Here is a 15189-nt window from a genome sequence, read left to right as displayed (position 1 = left end):
GCGCGCCGGGCCGTCGGCCAGGCACGTTCCCTCCCCGTCCCGGCCGGGGCCCGAAAAACGGCGCGAGGGCCCCCGCGGTGGTCGCGGGGGCCCTCGACGGGTCACTCGGCGCACGTCAGATCGATTCTGCACGCGTAGCGCGAAGTGGGGCGGGTGGGACTCGAACCCACGGCCGGCGGATTATGAGTCCGCTGCTCTAACCGGCTGAGCTACCGCCCCGTTACGGCGCGTCGCGCACAAGTGTGCGCGCCGTCTGCCGCAGCATAGCCGCTCATACGATCTCCTGCCTCGGCCGGGCGGCTCCGCACGCACAGGAGGACCGTGCCGCGGGCCGCGCGGTTCCCCCGGACGCGAAAAAGGACCCCACAGGGGTCCTCTTCGGCTGCTCCCCCGACTGGACTCGAACCAGTAACCTGCCGGTTAACAGCCGGCTGCTCTGCCAATTGAGCTACGGAGGACCGAGCTCCCCCGACTGGACTCGAACCAGTAACCTGCCGGTTAACAGCCGGCTGCTCTGCCAATTGAGCTACGGAGGAAAGCCTCGTCGCATCGAACGCTTCCACCTGGGTAATCGCCAGAGGGCGTGCGCTCGCTGCGACACATACATTAGCGCAAGCCGGGGGGTGCTCCGCCAATCGGTACCCCCCGACGACCGATGCCGACCTCAAGGGAAGGGTGGCCGCCATGCTCAAACGGCTCACGTTCATCGCCGGACTCGCCGTCGGTTACGTACTGGGAACACGTGCCGGCCGCGAGCGCTACGAGCAGCTGAAGAAGTCCGCCCGGCAGATGACGCAGAACCCCGCGGTGCGCAACACCGCCGAATCCGCCGCCCAGCAGGGCCGCCAGTTCGCGGGCAAGGCGTACCACGCGGTGAGCGACAAGGTCGGCGACCGCGTCCCCGACTCGGTGGCCGAGCGCGTCCGCTCGCTGCGCGAGCGCACCGGCAAGGGCGCCGGCGCCTCGGACGACTGGGGCACCAGCAGCACGTGACGAGGACCACCTGACCGGCCCGGCGCCCCCGCCGGCACGGCACGGCCACCGTCGGCGGTACGGCAGAATTTCCGCCATGGGGATAGTCGCCGGGTTGGACAGTTCGCCCGATTTCACTCGCATCGTCGTCTGTGACGCGGACACGGGGGCCGTGCTGAGGCAGGGCTACGCAGCGCATCCGCTGGAGGCCGGTCCCGATGGGGGCCGGCCCTCCGACGTGGACCCGCAGGCGTGGCTGCTGTCGCTGGGCGAGGCGGCGGGCGGCGGACTCCTCGAGGGCGTCCAGGCGATCGGGGTGTCCGCCCAGCAGAACGGGCTGGTGCCGCTGGACGCCCAGGGCGGCACGGTGCGGCCGGCGCTCGTCGGCGGCGACCGGCGCGCCCAGGTCGCGGCCGCAGACCTGATCGACTCCCTGGGCGGTCGCGGGGCCTGGGCCCAGGCCGTGGGCTGCGTCCCGCAGGCGGCGCAGCCGGTGACGAAGCTGCGCTGGCTGCTGCGGGCCGAGCCGGAGGCGGCGGCGCGCACCGCGATGCTGATGCAGGCGCACGACTGGCTGGTGTGGCAGCTGCTGGGGCGGCCGGTGCGGCGCACCACCGACCGCGGCGGTGCCTCCGGGACCGGCTACTGGTCGGCGGCGACCGGCGCGTACCGCCCCGACCTCGTCGAGCTGGCGCTCGGCCACCAGGCCATGCTGCCCGAGGTGCTGGGCCCCTCGGACGCGGCCGGGACCACCCCCGAGGGACTGCTGATCTCGGCGGGGACCGGGGAGACGATGGCCGCCGCGTTCGGGCTCGGCCTCGGGCTCGGGGACGCGGTGGTGTCGCTGGGCGCCTCGGGTTCGGTGATGGCCGTGCACCACGAGGCGCTGACCGACTCCACCGGGATGATCACCTCGCTCGCGGACGCGACCGGGATGCACCTGCCGGTCGTCACCACCTCCAACGCCGTGCGGGCGCTGCGCGGCACCGCCGAGCTGCTCGGCGTCCCCGACCTGGAGAGCCTGTCCGACCTGGCGATGAAGTCGACGCCCGGCTCCCACGGCCTGGTCATGCTGCCGTACCTGGAGGGCGAGCGGACCCCGAACCTGCCGCACACCGCGGGCACCCTGGCCGGGCTGCGGCGGGAGTCGATGAAGCCCGAGCACCTGGCGCGGGCCGCCTTCGAGGGCATGCTGTGCGGGCTCGCGGACGCGCTGGACGTGCTGCGCGGCCGGGGCGTGGAGGTGCGGCGGATCTTCCTGCTCGGCGCGGCGGCCGAACTGCCCGCGGTGCAGGCCGCGGCGCCCCCGCTGCTGGGGGTGCCGGTCGTGGTGCCGCAGCCGGCGGACTACGCGGCGCTGGGCGCGGCCCGGCAGGCGGCCTGGGCGCTCGGCGTGTCGCAGGGCACGCTCGACCCGCGGCAGCCGCCGCTGTGGCCGGGACCCGTCGCCCAGGTGCTGGAGCCGGGCGAGGAGCTGGCGGTGGGGCAGGCCGTACGGCAGCAGTACGTGGCGGTGCGCGAGCAGACCCACCCGGGGGCGTTCGGGTAGCGGGGCCGGGCTCCGCCGGGCGGCGCGGCGGCCGTGCGGCGGGCGACGGGGGCGGAACCGCGCGGTCCGCCCCCTTCGCGGTGGTTCTTGAACGGCTCTTGGCTTAATCGGTTGAGGCGACACCGGTGGAGTGCCCGACGATGGGGCACGGTGCCCTCCGCCGACGGGGGCGCGGGGGTGTTCCCGCCCACGCCCCCGACGGCGCGGGGCGCCGCCCACCCGTCCCGCCGTCGACCGAGAGACCAGCGTGCTCATACGACTCCTGCGGGCCCGTCTGGGGCCCTACAAGAAGCCCGTCGCCGCCCTGGTGCTGCTGCAGCTCCTGCAGACCTGCGCCACCCTCTACCTGCCCACCCTCAACGCCGACATCATCGACAACGGCGTCGTGAAGGGCGACACGGGCTACATCCTGACCTTCGGCGCGCTGATGATCGGCATCTCGCTGGTGCAGCTCGTCTGCAACATGGGCGCCGTCCACCACGGCGCGAAGACCGCCTCGGCGCTCGGCCGGGACCTGCGGGCCGCCGTCTTCGACCGGGTGCAGTCCTTCTCCGCCCGCGAGGTGGGCCGCTTCGGCGCCCCGTCGCTGATCACCCGCACCACGAACGACGTGCAGCAGGTGCAGATGCTCGTCCTGATGACGTTCACGCTGATGGTGTCGGCGCCCATCATGTGCGTGGGCGGCATCGTGCTGGCGCTCGGCCTGGACGTGCCGCTGTCCGGGGTGCTGCTCGCCGTCGTGCCCGTCCTGCTGCTCGGGGTGAGCCTGATCGTGCGGCGGCTGCGCCCGCTGTTCCGCACCATGCAGACGCGCCTGGACGCGGTGAACCGCGTGCTGCGCGAGCAGATCACCGGCAACCGCGTGATCCGCGCCTTCGTCCGCGACGCGTACGAGACGAAGCGCTTCCGCACGGCGAACGGCGACCTGACCGAGGTGTCGCTGGCCACCGGCCGGCTGATGGCACTGATGTTCCCGCTGGTCATGACGGTGGTGAACCTGTCGTCGATCGCGGTGGTGTGGTTCGGCGCGCACCGCATCGACAGCGGCGGGATGGAGATCGGCGCGCTCACCGCGTTCCTGGCCTATCTGATGCAGATCGTCATGTCCGTGATGATGGCCACCTTCATGTTCATGATGGTGCCGCGCGCGGAGGTCTGCGCCGAGCGCATCCAGGAAGTGCTGGAGACCGAGTCCAGCGTGGTACCGCCGGCCGTCCCGGTGCGGGAGCTGCGCCGCCGCGGCCACCTGGAGCTCCGCGGCGCCGGGTTCCGCTACCCGGGCGCCGAGGAGCCGGTGCTGCGGGCCGTCGACCTGGTGGCCCGGCCCGGCGAGACGACCGCCGTCATCGGCTCCACCGGCAGCGGCAAGTCGACGCTGCTCGGCCTGGTGCCCCGGCTGTTCGACGCCACCGAGGGCGAGGTGCTGGTCGACGGCGTGGACGTGCGCACGGTGGACCCGGAGGTGCTGGCCCGGACCGTGGGCCTGGTGCCGCAGAAGCCGTACCTGTTCGCGGGCACGGTGGCGACCAACCTGCGGTACGGCAATCCGGACGCCACCGACGAGGAGCTGTGGCACGCGCTTCAGGTGGCGCAGGCCAAGGAGTTCGTCGAGGGCCTGGAGAACGGCCTCGACTCCCCCGTCGCGCAGGGCGGCACCAACGTCTCCGGCGGCCAGCGCCAGCGGCTCGCCATCGCCCGCACCCTGGTGCAGCGCCCGGAGATCTACCTCTTCGACGACTCCTTCTCGGCGCTGGACTACGCCACGGACGCCGCGCTGCGGGCGGCGCTGGCCCGGGAGACCGCCGACGCCACGGTGGTCATCGTGGCGCAGCGCGTGTCGACCATCCGGGACGCCGACCGGATCGTCGTCCTGGACGAGGGCCGGGTCGTGGGCACGGGCCGCCACCAGGAGCTGATGGCGGACAACGAGACCTACCGGGAGATCGTGCTCTCCCAGCTGACGGAAGCGGAGGCAGCCTGATGGCCGGTCCGATGGGGCGGATGGCGGCCGGCGGCCCCGGCCAGCGCTCGATGGACTTCAAGAAGTCGGGCAGACGGCTGCTGACGCTGTTCGGGCCCGAGCGCCCCACGATGACCGCGATGCTCGTGTGCGGCGTGCTCAGCGTCGCGCTGTCCGTCGTGGGCCCCAAGATCCTGGGCCGCGCCACCGACCTGGTCTTCGCGGGCATCGTCGGACGGCAGCTGCCCGCGGGCCTCACCAAGGAGCAGGCGCTGGAGGCGATGCGGGAGCGCGGCGACGGCGGCATGGCCGACATGCTCTCCGGTACGGACTTCACGCCCGGCCGGGGCGTCGACTTCGGCGCGGTGGGCTCGGTCCTGCTGCTCGCGCTGGTGACGTTCCTGGTGGCCGGCCTGCTGATGGCGGTGACCACCCGGCTGTCCAACCGGGCCATCAACAGGACGGTGTACCGCGTCCGCGAGGAGATCCAGGCCAAGCTGGCGCGGCTGCCGCTGTCGTACTTCGACCGGCGCCAGCGCGGCGAGGTGCTCAGCCGGGCCACCAACGACGTCGACAACATCGGCCAGACCCTCCAGCAGTCGCTGGGCCAGCTGGTCAACTCGCTGCTGACCGTGGTCGGCGTGCTGGCGATGATGTTCTGGATCTCGCCGCTGCTGGCCCTGGTGGCGCTGGTCACCGTGCCGCTGTCGTTCGTCGTGGCGACGCGGGTGGGCAAGCGGTCGCAGCCGCAGTTCGTGGCGCAGTGGCGCACCACCGGCGCGCTGAACGCGCACATCGAGGAGATGTACACCGGGCACACCCTGGTGAAGGTCTTCGGGCGGCAGGAGGAGTCGGCCCGGCAGTTCGCCGAGCAGAACGAGGCGCTGTACGAGGCCGGGTTCAGGGCCCAGTTCAACAGCGGCGTCATGCAGCCGCTGATGATGTTCGTGTCGAACCTGAACTACGTGCTGGTGGCGGTCGTCGGCGGGCTGCGGGTCGCCTCGGGCGCGCTGTCCATCGGCGACGTGCAGGCCTTCGTCCAGTACTCGCGGCAGTTCTCGATGCCGCTGACGCAGATCGCGTCGATGGCCAACCTGGTGCAGTCCGGCGTCGCCTCCGCCGAGCGGGTCTTCGAGCTGCTGGACGCCGACGAGCAGGAGGCCGACCCGGTGCCGGGCGCGAAGCCGGAGAGGCTGCGCGGCCGGGTCGCGCTGGAGAAGGTGTCCTTCCGCTACGAGCCCGACAAGCCGCTCATCGAGGACCTGTCGCTGACCGTCGAGCCGGGGCGGACCGTCGCCATCGTCGGCCCCACGGGCGCGGGCAAGACCACGCTGGTCAACCTGCTGATGCGGTTCTACGAGGTCACCGGCGGGCGCATCACCCTCGACGGCGTCGACATCGCGTCGATGACCCGGGACGAACTGCGCTCCGGCATCGGCATGGTGCTCCAGGACACCTGGCTGTTCGGCGGCACCATCGCGGAGAACATCGCGTACGGCGCGGCGCGCGAGGTCACCCGCGAGGAGATCGAGGCGGCGGCGCGGGCCGCGCACGCGGACCGGTTCGTGCGCACCCTGCCCGACGGCTACGACACCGTCATCGACGACGAGGGCACCGGCGTCAGCGCGGGTGAGAAGCAGCTGATCACCATCGCGCGGGCGTTCCTGTCCGACCCGGTGATCCTGGTCCTCGACGAGGCCACCAGCTCGGTCGACACCCGTACCGAGGTGCTGATCCAGAAGGCCATGGCGAAGCTGGCGCACGGGCGGACGTCGTTCGTCATCGCGCACCGGCTGTCCACGATCCGCGACGCCGACACGATCCTGGTCATGGAGAACGGCTCGATCGTGGAGCAGGGCGCGCACGAGGAGCTGCTCGCCGCCGACGGGGCGTACGCGCGGCTGTACGAGGCGCAGTTCGCGCAGGCCGTGGCCGAGGTCGACTGACGCGGGCGGGCGTCCGGGCGCCGGGGCGCCGCCGCGTGGCGGCACCCGGCGTCGGCGGCCCGGCACCCGGCGTCGGCGGCCCGGCGCCCGGCGCGGCCCCGGGCGGCCTCAGTCGAGGTAGCCCCGCAGCTGGTCCGCGAAGGCGTGGTCGCGCAGCTTGTTGAGGGTCTTGGACTCGATCTGGCGGATGCGCTCGCGGGTCACGCCGAAGATGCGGCCGATCTCCTCCAGCGTGCGGGGGCGGCCGTCGGCCAGACCGTAGCGCAGCTGCACGACCTTGCGCTCGCGTTCCCCCAGCGTCGACAGGACGGCCTCCAGATGCTCCCTGAGCAGCAGGAACGCGGCGGACTCCACGGGGGAGGCGGCGTCGCCGTCCTCGATGAGGTCGCCGAGCGCCACGTCGTCCTCCTCGCCGACGGGCGCGTGCAGCGAGACCGGCTCCTGGGCCAGGCGCAGCACCTCGCTCACGCGCTCGCTGGGCAGGTCGAGGTGGGCGGCGACCTCCTCGGGCGTGGGCTCGTAGCCGCGCTCCTGGAGCATGCGGCGCTGGACGCGGACGACGCGGTTGATCAGCTCCACGACGTGGACGGGGACGCGGATGGTGCGGGCCTGGTCGGCCAGGGCCCGGGACATGGCCTGCCGGATCCACCAGGTCGCGTACGTGGAGAACTTGTAGCCGCGCGCGTAGTCGAACTTCTCCACCGCCCGGATCAGGCCCAGGTTGCCCTCCTGGACCAGGTCGAGCATGGTCAGGCCGCGGCCGACGTAGCGCTTGGCCACGGAGACGACGAGCCGCAGGTTGGCCTCGATGAGGCGGCGCTTGGCCATCCGGCCCATGACGACCAGCCGGTCGAGGTCGAGCGCGAGCTCGGTGTCCAGGTCCGGGGCGGTGCCGAGCTTCTCCTCCGCGAACAGGCCGGCCTCGACGCGGCGGGCGAGCTCGACCTCCTCGGCGGCGGTGAGCAGGGGGATGCGGCCGATCTCCCGCAGGTACTGGCGGAAGAGGTCGGAGGAGGGACCGCCGGTGTCCTGGGCGCGTCCGCGGGGCGGGTCGACGGGGTCGGGCGCCTCGGCGGCCTCGGCCGCCAGGTCGGCGGGCGGTCCGTCCGGATCCGGTGCCTCGTCGGGGGCGGCGGCGTGTTCCGCCCCGGTCCGGGCGGCGGGCCGGCCCTGTGCCGGGGCCGCCGGGACGGCGTCGGTCTCCGCCTCCGTCTCCGTACTGCTGATGTCGTTCTGCGTGAGGGTCTGGGTCTGCACGGGGGCGACCTCCAGGATGATCGCTGCTGAGGCGTGCGGCAGCGGTACGTCGGGGGCGGAGCCGGCGGCCGTGCCGCTGTCCGTCCCGTACTCGGCGAGTGGAACCGCGGGGGTGTGGGACCCGTTGTGGGCCGGACGGCCGCGCTCCGAGGACTCAGGCACCGGAACCCAGTGTGGAGTACGACACATCGCCGCCACGAGGGGCGTGCGGTGACTTTTTGAGTCCGGTCCGTGACCGTGCGGTTACCCTGCCGTACGGGTGCGCGGCGGGGCGGATTCCAAACGGAGGAAGCAAGCCGACCCGGGCAGGGCGCCCCTTCCGGGGCGCGGACGCGCGGGCGGGGCGCCGATGGTACGGGCGGGCGCGGGCCTCACCAGGGGCGGGTCCGGGGCCTCGGACGGTGCGTCAGAGCGCGGCGACGCCCCGCTCGCGCAGGGCCTGGTCGTACTGCTGGAGGACCCACAACTCGTTCTGCACCGCGGCGAAGTGGGCCGGGTCGGCGTGCTGGCCGAGACGCGTGAGACTGGACTGGATGTCGCGGACGCGGCGCTCGACGGCCCGGCGGCGCACGGTGACCAGCTGGGCCCCCGCGTACACCTCGTCGACCGTCCTGCGCATGATGGCCTCGACGGCCAGCTCGGTGACCATGGCGCGGACCGTGTCGTCCGGGGCGGCCTCGCGCACCCGCCGCAGGTACTCCTGCGGGTCCTGCACGCCCCACTCGGCGCCGCCCGCGTCCATGATCGCCTGGCGGACGGCGGCGTACGGCGCTGCGGTGAACTCGTCGACCCCGTAGGCGTCGAAGGCGGGGGAGACCAGCTCCGGGCGCTGCAGGGCGAGCTTGAGCAGCTCGCGCTCGGTGGCGTAGACGGGGTTGCGCAGGGTGAGGGCGGGTCCGGAGGCCGCGGGCCGGGGCGCGGCCTCGTAGGGCTGCCGGGACCCGCGGCCCGCGCCGGGGCCGCCGCGGCCGGGCTCGGGGGCGCGGCCGCCGCGCTCGCGGGCCCACCGGGCGAGCTGGGCCACCCGCTTGACGACGAACTGCGTGTCGAGGATGCCGAGCATGCCGGCGAGCTGCACGGCCACCTCGTGCTGGGCGCCGCTGTTCTTGATCCGGGCGACCACGGGCGCGGCCTCGTCGAGCGCGGCGGCGCGCCCGGCGGGGGTCTCCAGGTCGTAACGGGCGACGATCTGGCGCAGCGCGAACTCGAAGAGCGGGGTGCGCGGCTCGACCAGCTCGGCGACCGCCTCGTCGCCCTTGGCCAGGCGCAGCTCGCAGGGGTCCATGCCGTCGGGGGCGATGGCGATGTAGGTCTCGGCGGCGAACTTCTGGTCGTCCTCGAAGGCGCGCAGCGCGGCCTTCTGGCCGGCCGCGTCGCCGTCGAAGGTGAAGATCACGCGGGCGCTGCCGTTGTCCATCAGCAGCCGGCGCAGGATCTTGATGTGCTCGCCGCCGAAGGCCGTGCCGCAGGTGGCGATGGCGGTGGTGATCCCGGCCAGGTGGCAGGCCATGACGTCGGTGTAGCCCTCCACGACGACCGCGCGGGAGGTCTTGGCGATCTCCTTCTTGGCGAGGTCGATGCCGTACAGGACCTGCGACTTCTTGTAGATCGCCGTCTCGGGCGTGTTGAGGTACTTCGGGCCGTTGTCCGACTCGTAGAGCTTGCGGGCGCCGAAACCGACGACGTCGCCGCCGATGTCGCGGATGGGCCACATCAGGCGGCCGCGGAAGCGGTCGATAGGGCCGCGGCGGCCCTCCTGGGAGAGCCCGGAGAGGAGCAGCTCCTTGTCGCTGAAGCCCTTGCCGCGCAGGTAGCGGGTGAGGTGGTCCCAGCCCTGGGGGCTGTAGCCGACGCCGAAGTGGGCGGCGGCGGCCTGGTCGAAGCCGCGCTCGGCGAGGAACGCGCGGCCCGCGTCGGCCTCGGGGCTGGTGTCGAGCTGCTCCACGTAGAACTGCGCGGCGGCCTTGTGCGCCTCGACCAGGCGGATGCGCTCGCCGCGCTGGTGGGAGGGGTTGTACCCGCCCTCCTCGTAGCGCAGCGTGATGCCCGCCTGGGCGGCGAGCCGCTCGACCGCCTCCGAGAAGGAGAGGTGGTCCACCTTCATCACGAAGGTGATGGTGTCGCCGCCCTCCTGGCAGCCGAAGCAGTGGAAGAGCCCCTTGCTCGGGCTGACCTGGAAGGACGGGGACTTCTCGTCGTGGAAGGGGCACAGGCCCTTGAGGTTCCCGCCGCCCGCGTTGCGCAGCTGCAGGTACTCCGACACGACGGCGTCGATGGGGACCGCGTCCCTGACCGCCTTCACGTCCTCGTCGTTGATCCTGCCTGCCACGAGGTGATTCTACGGGGGCCCTATGACAGGCGGCCGCACGCGGTCCCGCCGGCCGCCTCAGGGAAGCAGGTTCTCCAGCGGGACGGACGGGTCCGCGAGGGCGTCGGCGTCCACCTCCGCGCGCGAGCGGACCAGCTTCCGGACCGGCTCCGTGACGTCCCACACATTCACGTTCATCCCGGCCAGCACGCGTCCCCCGGACAGCCAGAAGGCGATGAACCGCCGCTTGCCCGCGTCCCCCCGGATCACCACCTGGTCGTACGAGCCGGGGGGCGCCCAGCCCGAGTACTCCAGACCCACGTCGTACTGGTCGGAGAAGAAGTACGGCACTCTGTCGTACGTCACCGGGCGGCCCAGCATCGCGCGGGCGGCGGCGGGGCCGCCGTCGAGGGCGTTGGCCCAGTGCTCCACGCGCAGCCGGGCGCCGAACAGGGGGTGCGGGAAGGCGGCCACGTCCCCGGCGGCGTAGACGTGCGGGTCGGAGGTGCGCAGCGTCCCGTCGACGGCGATGCCGCCGCCGTGCGCGGGGTCGGCCAGCTCCAGGCCCGCGGCCTCGGCGAGCCCGGTGCGCGGGGCGGCGCCGATCGCGGCGAGCACGTCGTGCGCGGGGTGCTCCTCGCCGTCGTCGGTGCGGGCGGCGAGCACCATGCCGTCCTGGCCGACGATCTCGGTCAGGCGGGCGCCGAAGTGGAAGCGGACGCCGTGCTCGCGGTGCAGCTCGGTGAAGAGCTGGCCCAGCTCGGGCCCGAGGACGCCGTGCAGCGGGGTGGGCGCGGCCTCGACGACGGTGACCTCGGCGCCGTACTCGCGGGCGGCCGCCGCGACCTCCAGGCCGATCCAGCCGGCGCCGGCGATCACGAGGTGGCCGTTGTCCCGGCCGAGGGCGGCCAGGACGCCCTTGAGGCGCTCGGCGTGGGCCAGCCGGCGCAGGTGGTGCACGCCCGCGAGGCCGGTGCCCGGGACGTCCAGGCGGCGCGGCTCGGCGCCGGTGGCCAGGAGCAGCTTGTCGTAGTGGACGAGGGTGCCGTCGTCGCCGAAGCGGACCGTCCGGGCCGCGCGGTCGATCGCGTCGACGGTCTGGCCCAGGTGCAGTTCGACGTCGTGGCGCGCGTACCAGGAGGGTTCGTGCACGAAGACGGTGTCGCGCTCCTCCTTGCCGAGCACGTAGCCCTTGGACAGCGGAGGCCGTTCGTAGGGGTGGTCGCGCTCGTCGCAGATCAGTATCACCCGCCCCGTGAAGCCCTCCGCGCGGAGCGTCTCCGCCGCCTTGGCCCCGGCCAGGCCACCTCCGACGATGACGAACGTCTGGTCCGCGTCGACCACTTGATGCCTCCTCATGAACGTGCCGCTCCCCAGCGAGCGTCCCGCACGCAGCGTGATGCGGGAAGGGGTGGTGGCCCGATCAGGCCACGCACTGTCACACTCCCCGCCGGGCGGGGGTCACACGCGTCCCGTGAGCCGCGCGTGCAACGAGCGCGCCGAGGCGTCCGTGAGCGAGGCGATCTGGTCGACGACCACCCGCTGACGGGCCCGGTCGTCGGCCGCCCGGTCGAACAGGGCGCGGAACTGCGGGTCGAGTCCGTCGGGGGCGCGCGCGGTCAGCGCCTCGGCCAGTTCGAGGACCACCACCCGCTGGTCGGCGCGGAGCAGCTCCTGCTCCGCGCGCTGCATGACGTAGCGGTCGGCGACGGCCTTGAGGACCGCGCACTCCATGCGCGCGGCGCGCGGCACGACCAGTCGCGCCGCGTAGCGGGTCAGCCGCCCCCCTCCGTACGCCTCCCGCGTGGCGGTCTCCGCCGCGAGGCAGAAGCGGCCGATGAGCTGGCTGGTGGCGTCCTTCAGACGGGCCTGGGCGACGGCCGACCCGTCGTAGCCGTGCGGCCACCACTCCTGGCCGAGCAGCCGGTCCAGGGCCTCGGCCAGCTCCCCGGGGTCGGTGTCGGCGGGCACGTACCGGCCGACCGCCACGGCGAAGACCTCCTGCCGCTCGGGCTCGGCGTGCAGGCAGCCGGGGTCGATGTGCCCGGCGTGCAGGCCGTCCTCGACGTCGTGCACGGAGTACGCCACGTCGTCGGACCAGTCCATGACCTGGGCCTCGAAGCAGGTGCGCCGGCCGGGGGCGCCCGCGCGGACCCAGTCGAAGACCGGGCGGTCGTCCTCGTACACGCCGAACTTGGGCGACGCGGGGTCGGTGGGGTGGGCGCCGCGCGGCCAGGGGTACTTGGTGGCGGCGTCGAGGGAGGCCCGGGTGAGGTTGAGCCCGACGCCGACGAACTCGGCGTCGTCCGGGGCGCCGGCCGCGGGCACCGTCCCGCCGCGCACGAACCGCTTGGGCTCGATGCGGGTGAGCAGCCGCAGCGACTGCGCGTTGCCCTCGAACCCGCCGCAGTCGCGCGCGAACTCGTTCAGCGCCTGCTCGCCGTTGTGCCCGAACGGCGGGTGGCCCAGGTCGTGCGCGAGGCAGGCCGCCTCCACCAGGTCCGGGTCGCAGCCGAGGGCGGCGCCCAGCTCGCGGCCGACCTGGGCGCACTCCAGGGAGTGGGTCAGCCGCGTGCGGGGGCTGGCGTCCCACATCCGGGTGGGGGTCCCCCCCGTCCGAGCGGAGCCGGGGCCTTGGGGGAGGGCGCCCGGCGTGACCACCTGCGTCTTGCCCGCGAGGCGGCGCAGCGCCGCGGAGTGCAGGACGCGGGCCCGGTCGCGCTGGAAGGCGGTGCGGCCCGGCCGCTTGTCCGGCTCGGGCGCCCACCGCTCCAGGGCCGCCTCGTCGTACGCGCCCAGCGCGCCGTCCTCGTGTACCGGTGCCGCCTCGGGTGCGGTGCTGCCTTCCATGCTCCGAACAGTAGACGCAGGCAGGGACGATGAGGACATTCCCCCGAGTCGTCGGCCGAACTCGAACAGGGATCCCCGTCCCGGCCGGGACGTGCGGGTCGGCCGGAACGTGCGGGAGGGCCGGGACGGGCGGCGGCCCCCGGTCCCCGGGGCGGACCCGGGTCCCGGGTCAGACCAGGGCGGGACGGGGCGTCCCGGCCGCGGGCTCCGGGACGGCGAGGGCCTGGTCGTAGCGGTGCAGCACGAGGCGGGCCATCGCGGGGTGGGTGCCGAGCGGGGCGGAGGCGAGCCACGGCGCGGCGGCCGCGCACTCGGCGGCGAAGCGGCCCGGGGCGGTGAAGTACGAGGCCACGGCCGTCCGGTGGCGGCCCTCCGCGGCGAGGGCGCGCACCGCCTCCGGGACGGTGGGCGCGGCGGCGGAGGCGTACGCGGGGACGACCGGCACGCCGAGGCGCTCGGCCAGCGCCCGCGCGGTGCGCCCGGTGTCGGCGGCCGCCTCGGGGTCGCGCGAGCCGGCCGCCGCGAGGACGACGCCGCTCGCCCGCCGCTCGGCCTCGTCGCGGCCCGCGTGCCAGCCCGCCTCGGTGAGCCGGGCGTGCAGCGCCTCCACGAGCAGCGGGTGCGGGCCGAGCGGGGCGGCGAGCCGGGTGCGCGCCGCCGCGGCGGCCGCGGCCCCGGGAATGTCCCGCTTGACGTGGTAGCCCCGGCTGAGCAGCAGCGGGACGAGCACGGCGGCGCCGGTGCCGAGGGTGTCGAGGGTGTCGGGCAGCAGGGGCTCGTTCAGCTCGATGTGGCCGAGGCGGACGGGCAGGCCGGGGCGGAGCGCGCGGACCCGGTCGAGCAGCGCGCCGACGGTGCTCAGGGCGCGCGGGTCCCGGCTGCCGTGCGCGACGAGGACCAGGGTGGGCGGAGCGGGGCGCCGCCGGCCGTCGCGCCGGACGAGGCGGAGCTGGCTGCCGAGCTGACTGGTGATCCGGTTCATGAGGTGCGCCGTACTGTCGAGGTGGGGGCCGTCGAACGGCCGGGGGCCGCCGGGGCCGGGCGGAAACTCGTCGCTTCGCGGGGTCGACGCCGTCATGGACCGATCGTGACGGGGGGAGGTTGCCGCTCCGTTGCGCGGCGATGACGGGTCTTTTCGGGCGGTTCACGGTGGGGGGCACGGGGTGTGTGAGGTGCCTGCCCGCCCGTTGAACCCCGTCCTGAGCTGCGCTTTCCCCGCCGCGAGTGAAGTACGTCACCGCACGGCGGTCCCGGCGGCGGACACCGGCCCCCTGTACGCGGGCCCCGCGACGGGCGCCGGCCGCCCCGGGCGGAGACCTCCGGGCGGGCGCCGACCGCCCCCTACGACGGTGCCCGCGGCGGGCGTCGGCCACCTCGTACGACGTGCCTGCGGCGGGCATCGGCCGCTCCGGCCCGGGATCCCCACGGCGGGCGGCGGCCCGCCCCGCCCCCGTACGGGGTCCCCGCAGCGGGCGACGGCCGCCCCGGCGACGTCGGTGAACCGGAGCACCGGGTGCCGCGTCCTTCCCGGGAGAGATCGTCCGCGTACGGCCGCCCGTGCGCTCCCGACGCCCCTGGAGGGACACCGATGCACCGCCCCCGCACACCCCTGCCCCGGCCGCGCCTGCCACGGACCCGTGCCGGGCGACGGCGCGCCGTGCAGGCCGTGATGCTCGGGTGCGTGCTCGCGCTGCTGCCCGCGACCTGGATGTTCACGGCGGCGGACGGCCGGCTGCGCACCGCCGCCGACGTGCCGCGCGCCGACGTGGCCGTCGTCTTCGGGGCGGGGCTGCGGGACGGCGGGCCCTCGCCGTACCTGGCGCACCGGCTGGACACGGCGGTGCGCCTGTACGAGGCGGGCCGTGTCGAGGTCGTGCTCGTCACCGGCGACAACAGCCGCGAGGACTACGACGAGCCGGACGCCATGCGGGCGTACCTGACCCGGCGCGGGGTGCCGGACCGGCGGATCGTCAGCGACTACGCGGGCTTCGACACCTGGGACTCCTGCGTGCGCGCCCGGGAGGTCTTCGGCGTCGACCGGGCGGTGCTGATCAGCCAGGGCTTCCACGTCCGGCGGGCGGTGGCGCTGTGCCGGGAGGCGGGGATCGACGGGTACGGCGTCGCGGCCTCCGCCGACCGGCACGACGTGACCTGGTACTACGGCGCGACCCGCGAGCTGTTCGCGGCGGGCAAGGCGGCCCTGGACGCCCTGGTCGAGCCGGACCCGCACTTCCTGGGCCCGAAGGAACCGGGGGTCTCCCGGGCCCTGGCGTCGGCCCGGTAGCCGCTCTCCGCCCCTTCCACGTCCTCCCCCCAGCCCCCCTTCCGCGTCCTCTCCCCCAGTCCC

At 74.3% G+C, this 15189-nt stretch carries 10 protein-coding genes and 3 tRNA genes; 5 read left to right on the top strand and 8 right to left on the bottom strand.

Going from position 1 to position 15189, the window contains the following annotated elements; genetic code table 11:
* Positions 1-145 precede the first annotated feature (145 nt).
* From IE271_RS00905 to IE271_RS00895, 3 genes are all read right to left on the bottom strand, one after another.
* Positions 146-219: transfer RNA gene (locus IE271_RS00905), tRNA-Ile, on the bottom strand.
* 166 nt (positions 220-385) lie between these two features.
* Positions 386-458 (bottom strand) — tRNA-Asn (locus IE271_RS00900).
* A 5-nt stretch (positions 459-463) separates the two neighbouring features.
* Positions 464-536: transfer RNA gene (locus IE271_RS00895), tRNA-Asn, on the bottom strand.
* Positions 537-684: 148 nt separating this feature from the next.
* Between IE271_RS00895 and IE271_RS00890 the strand changes: the two genes are divergently transcribed.
* The 4 genes from IE271_RS00890 to IE271_RS00875 all read left to right on the top strand — a co-directional run bounded on the left by IE271_RS00890 (position 685) and on the right by IE271_RS00875 (position 6427).
* A complete protein-coding gene (locus tag IE271_RS00890) occupies positions 685-993 on the top strand; it encodes a YtxH domain-containing protein (RefSeq protein WP_190188138.1) in 309 nt (102 codons plus the stop codon).
* Positions 994-1069: 76 nt separating this feature from the next.
* Positions 1070-2521, top strand: coding sequence for an FGGY family carbohydrate kinase (locus tag IE271_RS00885; RefSeq protein ID WP_190188137.1), 1452 nt, complete (start codon positions 1070-1072; stop codon positions 2519-2521).
* 247 nt (positions 2522-2768) lie between these two features.
* The gene (locus IE271_RS00880; protein ID WP_190188136.1) at positions 2769-4502 is read left to right on the top strand and encodes an ABC transporter ATP-binding protein; all 1734 of its coding nucleotides are present in this window, start codon (positions 2769-2771) and stop codon (positions 4500-4502) included.
* Positions 4502-6427, top strand: a complete 1926-nt coding sequence (locus IE271_RS00875; protein WP_190188135.1) for an ABC transporter ATP-binding protein — start codon at positions 4502-4504, stop codon at positions 6425-6427. The genes IE271_RS00880 and IE271_RS00875 overlap by 1 nt, the downstream gene beginning before the upstream one ends.
* A 108-nt stretch (positions 6428-6535) precedes the next feature.
* Here the strand turns inward: IE271_RS00875 and IE271_RS00870 are convergent, their stop codons facing one another.
* The 5 genes from IE271_RS00870 to IE271_RS00850 form a co-directional block, all read right to left on the bottom strand.
* A complete protein-coding gene (locus IE271_RS00870; RefSeq protein ID WP_190188134.1) occupies positions 6536-7846 on the bottom strand; it encodes an RNA polymerase sigma factor in 1311 nt (436 codons plus the stop codon).
* A 244-nt stretch (positions 7847-8090) separates the two neighbouring features.
* Positions 8091-10013, bottom strand: a complete 1923-nt coding sequence (gene dnaG / locus IE271_RS00865; RefSeq protein WP_190188133.1) for a DNA primase — start codon at positions 10011-10013, stop codon at positions 8091-8093.
* 57 nt (positions 10014-10070) lie between these two features.
* On the bottom strand, positions 10071-11336 hold the full coding sequence (locus tag IE271_RS00860) for an NAD(P)/FAD-dependent oxidoreductase (RefSeq protein ID WP_190188548.1): 1266 nt from the start codon (positions 11334-11336) through the stop codon (positions 10071-10073).
* A 117-nt stretch (positions 11337-11453) separates the two neighbouring features.
* Positions 11454-12842 carry a deoxyguanosinetriphosphate triphosphohydrolase gene (locus tag IE271_RS00855; protein WP_190188132.1) on the bottom strand — a complete coding sequence of 463 codons (1389 nt, stop codon included), beginning with the start codon at positions 12840-12842 and terminating at the stop codon, positions 11454-11456.
* A 169-nt stretch (positions 12843-13011) separates the two neighbouring features.
* Positions 13012-13920 (bottom strand): sirohydrochlorin chelatase, encoded by a 909-nt coding sequence (locus tag IE271_RS00850; RefSeq protein WP_190188131.1) that lies wholly within the window; start codon positions 13918-13920, stop codon positions 13012-13014.
* Positions 13921-14430: 510 nt separating this feature from the next.
* Between IE271_RS00850 and IE271_RS00845 the strand changes: the two genes are divergently transcribed.
* Positions 14431-15126, top strand: coding sequence for a SanA/YdcF family protein (locus tag IE271_RS00845; RefSeq protein WP_190188130.1), 696 nt, complete (start codon positions 14431-14433; stop codon positions 15124-15126).
* Positions 15127-15189 lie beyond the last annotated feature (63 nt).

Origin of the sequence: Streptomyces minutiscleroticus (assembly GCF_014650875.1) — a bacterium.
GTDB lineage: Bacteria > Actinomycetota > Actinomycetes > Streptomycetales > Streptomycetaceae > Streptomyces > Streptomyces minutiscleroticus.
The sequence above is the reverse complement of the archived record's forward strand: the minus strand, read 5'-3'. Positions and strand labels throughout refer to the sequence as shown.